Source organism: Bradyrhizobium sp. 27S5 (genome assembly GCF_037217225.1).
GTDB lineage: Bacteria > Pseudomonadota > Alphaproteobacteria > Rhizobiales > Xanthobacteraceae > Bradyrhizobium > Bradyrhizobium septentrionale.
This window is the reverse complement of sequence record NZ_CP147714.1, coordinates 4,145,248-4,157,457: the sequence shown is the minus strand read 5'-3', so window position 1 is coordinate 4,157,457 and position 12,210 is coordinate 4,145,248. Positions and strand designations below refer to the sequence as shown.

Below are 12,210 nucleotides of genomic sequence, written 5' to 3'. Positions count from 1 at the left end.
GCATTGTCGCAGATCATCGCGGATTGGCGCCGATGGCGCTCCCTAGCGGAATCGAACCGCTCTCTCCACCGTGAAAGGGTGGCGTCCTAACCGATAGACGAAGGGAGCAAAACTCCCGGCAAATCAATACGTTAGACGTGAGACATGCCAGATTGGCCGCTACCGGCGAACGGCTGCGACGGCCGAACGTATAGTGGCGATTGGGCGGACGGGCAAGCGTTGAGAATGCTTTTCCCGGATCCCCGCCCCCCGGGTCACTGGCAGGACAATCCGGCCTCGATCGAGGTCCAGAAGCCGCAATGCAACGGCACATGCGCATGGGCCCGCGAACCGCCCACATGAATCAGGATGGCGGCGGCAAGCGCAACGACGACGGCGGGAACAATGAATCTTCGGAGCGACATGAGGCTGCGCATCGAACGATATCGTGGCCTAACTAAGGCCAGCGGACATCGATCGAAATCTGGGAACGGCGCACGCCTCGCCGAGCGCTAATGATTGGCCGCGCTCGCGACGTCCTGGCCCTGACGATTGTTCGCTTGCGCCACCGGCGTCTGCTTGATGCAGGTGCTGCAGATCACGAGCTTGCGCGCCAGCCGAGCGTCCGCATCGGCTTCCGACATCTGCGCATCCGGCGTCTCCGCGACGGCCGGTGACGCATTGCGGGCATGGCGCCGCGATTGCGGGAGATTGGGGTCCTGTCCGGCACCGTCCCAGGCCAGCGGCCCGGTCCCCGCCGACGGTGTGGTCATGCTGTATTGCTGCGAATATTGCGCGCAGGCGCCGAGCGCGATCGGAAGAAACAGCACAGCGGCCTTGCGAGCCCAGTTCCGGAATGCAGACATCATCACACTCACACGCTATTCGTACTGTCGTACTGCGACCTAAGAGCAGAACCGCTAAGAAATCGTTTGCCCTGATTGTTCCGTCGCATCCAACCGCGACGGCATCAAGACGGGATTGAGGCGCCAACACGTAAGATCAAGACGCAAATCCGGAGTCCAACTCATGCCAGGCATCAACGGTCGCTTCGACGGCAAGCGCGTGCTCGCCGATCTCAACGCGTTGCGCGCGATCGGCGCCTACAAGACCGGCGTGCACAAGCCGACCTTCTCGGAACCGCATCTGCGCTCACTGGACTGGCTCGCCGGACATTTGCCCGACGCCGGCCTTGTCGCGACGATCGACGGCATCGGCAATGTGCTCGGCACCAGCGCGAAGGCGGGACCGAAACTGCTCGCCGGCTCGCATCTCGAGAGCCAGAACCACGCCGGCTGGCTCGACGGGCCGCTCGGCGTGATCTATGCGCTGGAAGCCGCGCGCGTCATCAACACCGATCCCGGCACGAACGGTGCAGTCGAGGTCGCTGCGTGGTGCGACGAGGAAGGACATTTCGGCAGTTTCCTCGGCAGCCGGTCCTTCGTTGGCGCCGTGACCGACGCCGACATCGATGCGGCGCGCGACCGCTCCAGCGATCGCACGATGCGACAGGCGCTCCGCGAGGCAGGCTTCGCCGGCCGCCCGCGCCTCACCGCCGAACCGCGCCGCCACATCGGCTATCTCGAGGCCCATATCGAGCAAGGCGACACGCTGGAAAGCAGCGGGCTCAAGATCGGCGTCGTCACCTCGATTGTCGGCATCTGGCAGTACCGCATCAGCTTCACCGGCGAGCAGAACCATGCCGGCACCACACGGATGGCGGTGCGCAAGGATGCCGGCCTGGCGCTGGCGCGGTTCTGTGTCGCGATCGACGACTGCTTCCCCGCCTTGTGCGGACCGCGCACGGTGTGGACCACCGGCCGCATCACGCTGGACCCGGGTGCGCCGAGCATCATCCCCGGCGGCGCCGACATGCTGTTCCAGATCCGCGACGACAATCCCGAGGTGATCGCGCGTCTGGAGGCGCAGCTGCATCGCCTGGCAGCCGAGGCCACTGCGCAGGGCCGCTGCGCCGTAGAGGTCGAGCGCATCCGCACCGGCGTGCCTGCGATGATGACGCCTGCCTTCCAGGATGCGATCGAGGCCGCGAGCGCAGCCTGCGCCGGCGGCAAATCGATCCGGATGCCGAGCGGCGCCGGCCATGACGCCCAGGTGCTCGCCACCATCATGCCGGCGGCGATGCTGTTCGTGCCGTCGATCGGCGGCATCAGCCATCACTGGACCGAGAACACCGACGACGCCGACATCGTCACCGGCGCCGAGGTCTTCGTCGAAACCTGCCGGCGCCTACTGGCAGGTTAGCCGACGCCGTCCCACGGCATGTCGGTATCAGGTCGGACCGCCCTGGTTGCCCGATCTCAGCGAAGCCAACGCATGCGGGCCCTGCGCGGTCCCTCTCCGCGCGGTGAAGAAGACGTACAACAAGCAGACGTCGATCAGGATCGTGCCGGCCATGACGCTGTAGGCCCACGGGCTTTCCATCAGCTTCACTTCGATCAACACGCGCGACAGGCCGAATCCCACGACCCATGCATCAAAGCTCATGCAGATCCGGCGAAACGTCTCCGCATCCAGCCGCCGGATGAGATAGGCACCGAGCGGTATGCCGACGACAACGCAGGGAACGAGCACGAACAGGATGCTCCGGCTCTCTTCGATGAACAGACCAAGCTTGTAGTATGCGATCGCAGTCAAGCTCGACTCCGTCACCCGAACCAGCGCGAGACCGGCCCGAAACTCATCTTTGACGAGGCCTTGATTGTTGAAAAGGATCGCCAGCGGCGGTCCCGAGATGGTCGTGACCGAGTACAGGACTCCGAGCGCCGCGCCAAAGGGCAAACCGACGAGCCATTTCGACTGCATCGGCTTCCGCCAACCGGCCGCCTGCAGCAGGATAAGCGGCAGAATGATCGAGTAGGTGGCGAATTTGATCCAGCCGGGCTGCAGCGACGTCAGAGCAAAGGCTCCGACTGCGATGCCGGGCAGCATGCCGATGAGAATAGGCAGCACGCGCCGCCACACGGCCGGAACGCCGCTCAGATTGATGCACAGAACATACAGGTTGACGAAGACTTCGACGATGACAACCGCAGGATTGAGAACGCGGTTGGTATAGAAGACCAGCGCGACCGGCACGGTGAGAGAGGAAAACCCGTAACCAAGCGCACCGTTCACAAAGGCCGCAAACAGAGCGATCACGGCAAGAACGATCACCGCAGAATCAATCGAAAGCATCTTTGGCTTCTACCGGATCAGTCGCTTTGCCCGCGGCATTATAGCGCAACGATGGGCATGCGGTGCCAAAACTTGCGGCGGTCGTGCTTTGCGAAGCCGACGCATCGCGTCTGCCTGACCGAGCAACGAATTGCGCCCGCGAGAGACCATCGGCTGCCGCCACGTGCGCACAGCCACGCGCCGTGAAATTCGCCGCGATCTGCGGATCGGCGATGTCGTCATGGCATGGGCCACCCTGTCGGTGCACACCCCACCTCACAGTGGTACGGCGTCGCCGCACGGCCCGCGACGTTCCGGCAACTGGTTGGACCCGCAGGTCGCCACCGCGTACGCAGCGCCGTCGGGAACCCGCCCGGCGGCCGGGTAGCCGCCCTCTGCTTTGAGCTGACCGAGCCCCCGTTACGAGACGCTTCCGCCACGCTTTCGCAGGCACCGTGGCATTTTGGACACGAGAACGGCGTCTGTCGAACCGATTCTCCCCATCGCTCGATTTGCAATCCGCTGAACTTGCTGCCATTTCTTCGGGACGCATCGCTTTGGTGCCATCAAAGGGGCCCGTCCGGCTCATGTTGTTGCTTGAGTCGCTTCCAACAGTAATCGGCGCCGCCGCCATTGCCCCCGCATTGCTCGTGTTGTGGCTCGTCATCGCCGCCGATGAGCGCCCCGGACCGCCGGTGCAGGTGTGGCTCGCCTTCGTGCTCGGCGCGGCCAGCATCTCGCTGCTCGGCCTGGCACGAATTCCCTTCAACGCGCTGCTCGCCATTCCCGACAATCCCTGGGCGACGCAGGCGGTGCGCGCGGCATTCGGCGTCGCGGCGCCGGAGGAGATCGTCAAGGTTCTCGTCATCGTCGCGATCTCGACGCGGCGCCGCGCCTTCGCCGATCCGATGGATACGGTGGTCTATGGCGCGGCCGCCGGTCTCGGCTTCGCCGCCTATGAGAACCTCGCCTATCTGGTCCAGCACAAGGACATGTGGCGCGCGCTTGCGGCGTTGCGCAGCGTGCTCACCGTGCCGTTCCACGGCGCGCTCGGCATCATCGCCGGCGCCTATCTCGCCATCGCGCGCTCCGGCGGCGCGCTCGGCGCCTATCGCGGCCACCGCGACTGGGCGCGCATCACGAACTGGGCGCTGGTGCTGGTCGCGCCGGTCGCGCTGCACGCGGCGTTCGATTTTCCGCTGCTCGCGCTGCAGCGCATCCCCGATCTCGGCTCGACCACGCGGCTGCTGCTCGGTTCGGCCAGCGTGCTGATCGGCTTCTCCTCGATCGGTTTTGCGATCCGCCTGGTGCGCCGCCTCGGCAAGCATCATGCGCCGCGCACCGACGTTGCGCGCGAGCGGCTCAGCCAGCTGCGGCGGATGTGGGCGCTGCTCTTGATCGGCGGCGGCACCGGCTTTGCCGGCGTCTGCTTCCTGCTCACCTCACTGCATCACTGGTACGTCAATCCCGAGCGCAATGCGTCGTTCATCCTGGTCCCGATCGGCTTCACCTCGATCCTGATCGGGCTGGCGCTGCTGATCGCGACCACCGCTGTCTACCTGTTCGGCCGCAACCGGATGCGGACCGCCGCGGAGGGCTTTCCGTCAGCGCCAAGCCAGGGCTAGGATACGCCGCACGCGCGCAAACGTCTCGTTCGCAGATTTGGAGAGCCGCGATGACCCTGTCCAACGACCTCGACAAGCTGCGATCGCAGATGCAGGCCGCGGTCAAGCAGCACTGGAAGGCGTTCCTGTTCGAAGGCATCCTGCTCGCGATCCTCGGCATCGCGGCGATGATCGTGCCGGCCCTCGCGAGCCTCGCCGTCACCATCTTCCTCGGCTGGATGTTCCTGATCTCAGGCATCGGCGGGCTGATCGTGACGTTCTGGGCGCGCAACATGCCGGGCTTCTGGTGGTCGCTGATTTCAGCCGCGCTCGCCGTGCTGGCCGGGATGGTGCTGCTCGCCCGTCCGATGCAGGGCGTGCTGACGCTGACCATTGTCATCGGCGCCTATTTCGTCGCCGAGGGCGTCGCCACCATCATGTACGCGCTGGAGCACCGCCGCGAATTGTCAGGACGCTGGTCCTGGCTCCTGATCGCCGGGCTGATGGACATCGTGATCGCCTTCTTCGTCATCGCGGGCCTGCCGGGCTCGGCGGAATGGGCGATCGGCCTCCTGGTCGGCCTCAATCTGATGTTCGGCGGGGCGACCCTGATAGGTATGGCGTTGGCGGCGCGCAACACCTGACGCCGAACCGGCTGCCCCCGCGGATTTGGGGGTGACAGGCAGAAATCCCTGCGCTATAGAGCCGCCATGATCACCGTCGCCACCAGCTATTTTTGGTACTTTAGCTACGACAGCTCGCTGGCGGCAGGAGGATCGCGCTCAATCTGAAGAATTGCAGCAAACGTCCGAAACAAGCCGCCAGACCTGGCGGCTTTTTTTTATGCGCCGGCAGGTCCCAAAAATCCAAAGGAGCCAGCCGTGTTGAGTACGACAGACGATCTTCGCATCAAGGAATTGAAAGAGCTCAGTACGCCCGAAGAGGTGATGCGGGAAGTTCCGCGCACCCTGACCGCGACACGCGTCGTGATGGGCGCCCGCAACGCCATCCACGCGATCCTCAACGGCAGCGATGACCGCCTGCTGGTCGTCGTCGGCCCCTGCTCCATTCACGATCCCGCGGCGGCCGTCGATTACGCCGAGCGTCTCGCCGGCCTGCGCGAACAGCTCGCCGACCGCCTCGAGATCGTGATGCGGGTCTATTTCGAGAAGCCGCGCACCACCGTGGGCTGGAAGGGCCTGATCAACGATCCCGATCTCGACAACAGCTTCGACATCAACAGGGGCCTGCGCCTCGCCCGCAGCGTGCTGTCGGCCGTGAACAATCTCGGCCTGCCCGCCGGCACCGAATTCCTCGACATGACGACGCCTCAATACATCGCCGATTTGGTCTCCTGGGCGGCGATCGGCGCGCGTACCACCGAGAGCCAGATCCATCGCGAGCTGGCCTCCGGCCTGTCCTGCCCGGTCGGCTTCAAGAACAGCACCGATGGTGGTGTGCGGATCGCTGCGGACGCGGTGAAGTCGGCCTCGCACCCGCATCACTTCATGGCGGTCACCAAGGGCGGCCGCTCGGCCATCGCCGCCACCAGCGGCAATGAGGACTGCCACGTCATCCTGCGCGGCGGCCGGGTGCCGAACTATGATTCCGCAAGCGTCGATGCCGCCGCGGCCGAGCTCGGCCACGCCGGTGTCGCAGCACGCCTGATGATCGACACCAGCCACGCCAACAGCAGCAAGAAGCCGGAGAACCAGCCGGTGGTCGCCGCCGATATCGCCCGCCAGGTCGCAGGCGGCGAACAGCGCATCGTCGGCGTGATGATCGAGAGCAATCTTGTCGCCGGACGCCAGGACGTCGTGCCGGGCAAGGCGCTGACCTACGGTCAGAGCATCACGGACGGCTGCATCGATCTGGCGACGACGGCCGACGTGCTGAAGCAGCTCGCCGACGCCGTCGACGCAAGGCGCAGCGTGCAGCGCGACGGCCTTAAGGGGCGTTCGGCCTGACGCCGCCGAACCGATTGAGCGCTGCCGGCGGGACGCAATGTTGCGTTCCGCCGGTCTCCCGCGTGTGAGGCCGCGGAGCCGTCAGGGCCAAGCGGACATCAACCAGCCGACAATCCCGCTGAACCGGTCGAAAATGCCCCCGAAGCGGTGACTTGCGATTTCAAGACCAATTGGTCTATATATTGGCGATGAGCCGCCAAACCCCTGTGCAGTTGCCCCGTGGCCGCCCCCGAAGTTTCGACGTGGACGCTGCTGTCGAACGCGCGATGGGCGTGTTCTGGTCGCGCGGCTATCATGCCACCGCGCTGCCGGACCTGCTTCGTGCGACGAAGCTCTCGCGCGGCAGCCTCTACGCCGCGTTCGGCGACAAGCACTCGCTGTTCCTGCGCGCGCTTGATCGCTACATCGCCGATGCCGTGACACGGATGGATATCGAACTCGCTCCCGGCAGAGAGCCGGTCGACGGCCTGCGGGCCTACCTTGCCGGCTACGTCGACCGCACCAGCGGTGCCAATGGCCGGCGCGGATGCCTGCTCGTGGCCACAGCCATGGAACTGGCCGGCCAGGATGCCGACGTTGGCCGTCGCATCGCGAGCTTCTTCAAAGTCATGGAGGCCAGAGTGGCGGATGCACTTTCCCGCGCAAAGGCAGTCGGCAAGCTGGCCGATGGCGTGGAGCCTTCGACCGCCGCCCGAATTCTCGTCTGTTTCGTCGAGGGGCTGCGGGTGGTCGGCAAAACGGCGCCGGCACGGATCACATCGCAAGCCACCGCCGACGCCCTTCTCGACCGTTTCATCAGGTAAGCACCCATGGACACTCCGGCTTTGAGCACGCCTAAATCTGGACTGAACGGTCTTGAAAGAAAAGATGCCATGTCTGCCATTCAGATGGTCTGCGCAGTGGCCGTTCCCTTGCTGTGGGGTTATCAGTTCGTGGCCATCAAGGTGGGAGTTGCGGAGTTTCCGCCGCTGTTCTTCCTCGCGCTGCTGCTTGTTCCGTTCGTCAAAAGACCCACGCGCCAACAGTTCGGCCCTGTCGCCGCTATTTCTCTTTTCCTTGGCGGACTGAACTTCGGGCTGTTCTATGTTGGCCTTGGGCTCGGCTCGGGAAGCCTGTCGGCCATCGCCTATCAACTCGCCACGCCCTTCACGGTCCTGCTGGCCTGGCCGCTGCTCGCGGAGCGACCGTCGCTCATCACATCAGCCGGAGTGGTGCTCGCATTCGCCGGCGTCGTCGTGCTGGCAGCGGAGCCAGGCCTGTCGGCGAACCCGCTTCCGCTGCTGCTTGTGGTTGGCGCAGCCTTCGCATTCGCCGTATCCAACGTCTTGACGAAACGCTATGGCCCTTTTGATCCCCTGATGTTGATGGGGTGGTCGTCGCTGCTCACGGTGCCGCAGGTCATGGTGATGTCGCTGCTGCTCGAATACGGACAGCTGGCGAGCCTTGTCACGGCGGACGGACGCGGTTGGCTGGCACTCGCCTACACAATCTTCATCGGAGGAATTGTCGGGTTTGGCCTTTGGTTCTGGCTGATTGCCCGTTGCTCCATGGGCCGCGTCGCACCATTCGGCCTGCTGCTTCCGGTGTTCGCCTTGATTTCGAGCGTGTTGTTCCTTGGTGACCGCATGACGCCAAAGTTGATTGTCGGTGGACTGCTCGCGATCTCCGGCGTCGCCATGACCCAAGCAAGACCACGCGCTCGACCCGTTTGAACCCGGAAGTCTCGCCGCGGCGACTTCCGGGTTCGGCCGATCGCATCATTTTGCGCGCTGGCACAAGATCGCCGCTATCGGAGCGAAGCCGGCGTCGTCGAAGTTAATGAGAACGCAGCCTAGCAACCGCGGCAGATGTTCTTGATCTTCCTGTCGAGCGCGGCGTCTTCCTTGTTCACCGCGCTGTTCGGATCGTTGAGGTTCTTCTCGTTGGGAACGTCGCCGCGGCGTGGCTGACGATGTCCGATCGGCGCCTCCGGCAGCGGCGCGCTCTTCTGCATGGAGGACGATCCGCCCTGCTGCTGCGCCCAAGCCTGGGGTGCTCCGATCTGGGGCGCTCCAAGGGCAACCATCATCAGAGCCATCACCAAAACTGTCTTCCGCATCTCGCGTCTCCGCTGCTTCTCAACCCTATCGCGCCCGTTCCGGCGCCTCGACGGTAGCACAATTGCGTCGTCCCTGCGCTGCGCAATCCTGCACTTTCCGTATATCGGCCATCGTGCCAAGGAGCCAGATTCCCGCGGCGACCAGCACCGCAAAGAAGCCGAACATCACAGCATTTTCGATGCTGCGGTTGCTCTCGTCCTCGGGCGGCTCCTGCCGTCCGTCCCCGGCCCCGCTCATGACAGGCTCACGATTGCGGCGGGTAGAGATGAACGTCACCGCAATAATCGACGATACGGTAGCGCCGTTCCGCGGAATCTTCACGTTCGCGCGAAGCCGACTGCGACAAATAAGCCGGGCCGATCGGCGCCTTGCCATGGCCGCCGGGGATGTCGAGCACGTAGTCCGGCTGACACAGTCCGGAGACACGGCCGCGCAAGGCCCGCATCAGCTCCTGCCCCGCTTCGATCGTGGTGCGCAGATGTGCCGTGCCGGGCGCAAGGTCGCCATGATGCAGATAATACGGCTTGATGCGGCACTCGACGAGGGCGCGCATCAGCGCCTCGAGGGTCGCGGCATCGTCGTTGACCCCGCGCAGCAGGACCGACTGGCTGACCAGCGGGATGCCGGCATCGGCAAGGCGCGCGCACGCCGCGCGGGCATTGACGCCCAGTTCACGCGGATGGTTGGCGTGAACAGCAATCCAGGTCGTCGCGCCCTCGACCCGCAGCGCCGCGATCATGTCGAAATTGATGCGTCCGGGATCGGCGATCGGGACGCGGGTGTGGATGCGGATGATCTTCACATGATCGATGGCAGCGAGATCGGCCATGATCTCGGTCAGCCGGCGCGGCGACAGCATCAGCGGATCGCCGCCGGTCAGGATGACTTCCCAGATCTCCCGATGGCTCCGGATGTAATCCAGCGCCGCGCGATAGGCGTCGTCGGACAAGGCCGAGGCCTTTCCCGGCCCGACCATTTCGCGCCGGAAGCAGAACCGGCAATAGACCGCGCAGACATGCACGAGCTTGAACAGAACCCGATCAGGATAACGATGCACGATCCCGGAAACCGGCGAATGCGCATCGTCGCCGATCGGATCGGCGTTCTCGCCCGGCTGCTCCATGAGCTCGTCGGCGCTCGGGATGAACTGCCGTGCGATCGGGTCGTTGACGTCGGCCGGATCGATCAGCGCGACAAGCTCCGGCGTCACCGCGACCGCGTAGCGCGCGGCCACCTGCTCGAGCCCGGCAAGCGCATCGACCGGCGCGAGGCCCGCATCGACCAGTTCGCGCGGCTGGCGCAGGGTCGCCGCCATCTTCGGATCGATCCTGTTCATGTCTCTCCTGCAGGCGCTGTCCAGACCACCTGATCAATTCGTGGTGCGCCGCTCGCCAGCATCACCAGCCGGTCGAAGCCGAGCGCAACCCCGCTGGCCTCCGGCATCTGGCCGACCGCGGCAAGGAAATCCTCGTCGAGCGGATAGCGCTCGCCGTAACGGCGGGCCTTCTCGTCCATATCAGCGGTGAAACGATGGCGCTGCTCGACCGCATCGGTCAGCTCGCCAAAGCCGTTGGCGAGTTCGACCCCGCAGGCATAGACCTCGAAACGCTCCGCGACGCGTGGTTCGCCAGCCTTGGTGCGCGCCAGCGCGGCCTCGGGCGACGGGTATTCGAACAGCACGGTCAGACGGCCCTGACCGAGATTGGGCTCGACATGCTCGACCAGCACCTTGCTGAAGATATCCGACCAGGTGTCGTCGTCGGCGATCCGCACCCGCCCCTTCGCCGCCGACGCCAGCGCCTCGCGATCGCCCTTGCGGCCCGCAATCGTTGCCAGCAGATCGATGCCGGCGAAGCGCTCGAAGCCGGCCGCGACCGTCAGCAGCTCCGGCTCGGCAAACGGATCGGCCATCCTGCCGCGGAAGGAAAACCGCCCGATCCCGGTCGCCTGCGCCGCATGCGCGATCACGACGATCGTGTCGGCCATGATGGCATCGTAGGGGGCATTGGCGCGGTACCATTCCAGCATGGTGAATTCGGGCAAATGCAGATCGCCGCGCTCGCGGTCGCGGAACACCCGCGCGAACTCGTAGATCTTGGGCTCGCCGGCCGCGAGCAGCTTCTTGCAGGCGAACTCCGGAGAGGTGCGCAGATAGCGCGTCGCATGCGAACCGTCGGCCCGCGTGAGCTCGGTGCGCGGCGCGTGCAGATGCGTCTCGTTGCCCGGCGAGATCTGCAGGATGGCGGTCTCGACCTCAGCGAATCCCTGCTCCTCGAACCAGCCGCGGAGCGCCCGCGTGATCGCGGACCGCGCCTGCAGGAATGGCCGGCGGTCGGCATAGCGCTGCGGCGTCCACCACGGCGAGGTCTGGTCATGACCCGTCATTGCCGGTGCACCCCGGATCTCATGGATTCCACATCAACAAGCCGCCGGCTCCACTTAAGAGTCGGGAACAAGTGACTGATTTCAAATGACTTCATGGCCCACACGACCTTGGTCTCCGCGCCACCCGGCTTAGCTGATCCCTTCATGTCGAAAGACGCCCGCCTTGTCCATGTTCGCGATCCGCTGAACCTGAACACCGGTTCGCGCGTCCCACCGCCAGTTGCGCGAAAACGGGATGCGCCCATGGTCGGCTGGTTACGAAGTGCAGGACTGCTGCTGTTGCTCGGCTTGGCCGCGGCGACGCCGGCAATGGCCGACAGCCCGGGCAGCGAGTTCAAGCGGGTTGCGGACGCAAGCTTTACCTCGCCGGATCGAACGGTCCGCGTCGAGCAGTATGCGAAGGACATGGGCGATGAAGGTCTCCTCTTCCAGTTCTGGACCTTCGACCGCGCCCGCAAGCACGGCGCGCTGCTGAACCAGGGCGAAGGCACCGATGCGGCCGGCTATCAGGCTGGCTTCCGCTTCAGCCCGGACAGCCGCTGGCTGGTGCGGATGCAGAAGCTCGGCGCCGGCTACCACACCCTCTACCTCTACAAGCGGACCGGCGAACGGTTCGTGCCGGCGACCGAAAAGCCGCTTGGCGAGGCCGCCTGGGACTTCTTCTACACCCAGCCGGCAGCCGAAGGCGTGCGCCGCGACCCGGATGACCCCTATACGCTCGACCATATGCAGATCGGACTGATCAAGGGTTTTGACGAGAACTACGCCTGGCTGGGCATGAAATGGCCCGACAGCCGCTACCTCGTGCTCGGCATGTCCTTCGACATCCAGGGCGAGCATCCCCCCTTCCCATGGGTCGAGGACTGGCGCTGCGTCTACGATCTGAAGACCGGGACGTTTTCGGTTCCTGCAAGCTTTGCCGAACACAACGCGAAGGCCCGCAATATCCCCGGCAAGGACCAGCCATAACGGCCCGTTCCGGGCCGGTTTCAGCGGTTGGCA

Annotated in this window: 14 protein-coding genes and 1 tRNA gene; 7 read left to right on the top strand and 8 right to left on the bottom strand. The window is 65.0% G+C overall.

Annotated elements, in window-relative coordinates; all coding sequences use genetic code 11:
* Positions 1-33: 33 nt before the first annotated feature.
* The 3 genes from WDM24_RS19170 to WDM24_RS19160 all read right to left on the bottom strand — a co-directional run bounded on the left by WDM24_RS19170 (position 34) and on the right by WDM24_RS19160 (position 845).
* Positions 34-108: transfer RNA gene (locus WDM24_RS19170), tRNA-Glu, on the bottom strand.
* A gap of 146 nt (positions 109-254) precedes the next feature.
* Positions 255-416 carry a hypothetical protein gene (locus tag WDM24_RS19165; protein ID WP_224741639.1) on the bottom strand — a complete coding sequence of 54 codons (162 nt, stop codon included), beginning with the start codon at positions 414-416 and terminating at the stop codon, positions 255-257.
* A gap of 75 nt (positions 417-491) precedes the next feature.
* Complete coding sequence (locus tag WDM24_RS19160) at positions 492-845, bottom strand: hypothetical protein (protein ID WP_338832106.1); 354 nt, start codon at positions 843-845, stop codon at positions 492-494.
* A 163-nt stretch (positions 846-1,008) separates the two neighbouring features.
* Here WDM24_RS19160 and WDM24_RS19155 point away from each other — a divergent pair, with 163 nt between their 5' ends.
* A complete protein-coding gene (locus WDM24_RS19155; protein ID WP_338832105.1) occupies positions 1,009-2,241 on the top strand; it encodes a Zn-dependent hydrolase in 1,233 nt (410 codons plus the stop codon).
* 27 nt (positions 2,242-2,268) lie between these two features.
* Here the strand turns inward: WDM24_RS19155 and WDM24_RS19150 are convergent, their stop codons facing one another.
* Positions 2,269-3,174: a sulfite exporter TauE/SafE family protein gene (locus WDM24_RS19150; protein ID WP_338832104.1), complete on the bottom strand. Its 906-nt coding sequence runs from the start codon at positions 3,172-3,174 to the stop codon at positions 2,269-2,271.
* Positions 3,175-3,740: 566 nt separating this feature from the next.
* Here WDM24_RS19150 and WDM24_RS19145 point away from each other — a divergent pair.
* The 5 genes from WDM24_RS19145 (at position 3,741) to WDM24_RS19125 (ending at position 8,436) form a co-directional block, all read left to right on the top strand.
* Entirely contained in the window at positions 3,741-4,778 is a 1,038-nt protein-coding gene (locus WDM24_RS19145) for a PrsW family glutamic-type intramembrane protease (RefSeq protein WP_338700652.1), read from the top strand.
* Positions 4,779-4,828: 50 nt separating this feature from the next.
* Positions 4,829-5,401, top strand: coding sequence for an HdeD family acid-resistance protein (locus WDM24_RS19140; RefSeq protein ID WP_338832103.1), 573 nt, complete (start codon positions 4,829-4,831; stop codon positions 5,399-5,401).
* Between the two features lie 237 nt (positions 5,402-5,638).
* A complete protein-coding gene (locus WDM24_RS19135; protein ID WP_338832102.1) occupies positions 5,639-6,724 on the top strand; it encodes a 3-deoxy-7-phosphoheptulonate synthase in 1,086 nt (361 codons plus the stop codon).
* Positions 6,725-6,912: 188 nt separating this feature from the next.
* A complete protein-coding gene (locus tag WDM24_RS19130) occupies positions 6,913-7,527 on the top strand; it encodes a TetR/AcrR family transcriptional regulator (protein ID WP_338832408.1) in 615 nt (204 codons plus the stop codon).
* Positions 7,528-7,596: 69 nt separating this feature from the next.
* Positions 7,597-8,436, top strand: coding sequence for a DMT family transporter (locus tag WDM24_RS19125; RefSeq protein WP_338832407.1), 840 nt, complete (start codon positions 7,597-7,599; stop codon positions 8,434-8,436).
* A gap of 119 nt (positions 8,437-8,555) precedes the next feature.
* Here WDM24_RS19125 and WDM24_RS19120 read toward each other — a convergent pair whose 3' ends face one another.
* The 4 genes from WDM24_RS19120 to epmA are packed head-to-tail and all read right to left on the bottom strand — an operon-like array spanning position 8,556 to position 11,208.
* The gene (locus WDM24_RS19120) at positions 8,556-8,822 is read right to left on the bottom strand and encodes a hypothetical protein (RefSeq protein WP_166295008.1); all 267 of its coding nucleotides are present in this window, start codon (positions 8,820-8,822) and stop codon (positions 8,556-8,558) included.
* Positions 8,823-8,847: 25 nt separating this feature from the next.
* Positions 8,848-9,060, bottom strand: coding sequence for a hypothetical protein (locus tag WDM24_RS19115; RefSeq protein WP_338832101.1), 213 nt, complete (start codon positions 9,058-9,060; stop codon positions 8,848-8,850).
* Between the two features lie 7 nt (positions 9,061-9,067).
* A complete protein-coding gene (locus WDM24_RS19110) occupies positions 9,068-10,159 on the bottom strand; it encodes a lysine-2,3-aminomutase-like protein (protein ID WP_338832100.1) in 1,092 nt (363 codons plus the stop codon).
* Complete coding sequence (epmA, locus tag WDM24_RS19105) at positions 10,156-11,208, bottom strand: EF-P lysine aminoacylase EpmA (protein ID WP_338832099.1); 1,053 nt, start codon at positions 11,206-11,208, stop codon at positions 10,156-10,158. Before epmA ends, WDM24_RS19110 begins: the two co-directional genes overlap by 4 nt.
* 243 nt (positions 11,209-11,451) lie before the next feature.
* Between epmA and WDM24_RS19100 the strand changes: the two genes are divergently transcribed.
* Positions 11,452-12,177: a hypothetical protein gene (locus WDM24_RS19100; protein ID WP_338832098.1), complete on the top strand. Its 726-nt coding sequence runs from the start codon at positions 11,452-11,454 to the stop codon at positions 12,175-12,177.
* The last annotated feature ends 33 nt before the right edge of the window (positions 12,178-12,210 follow it).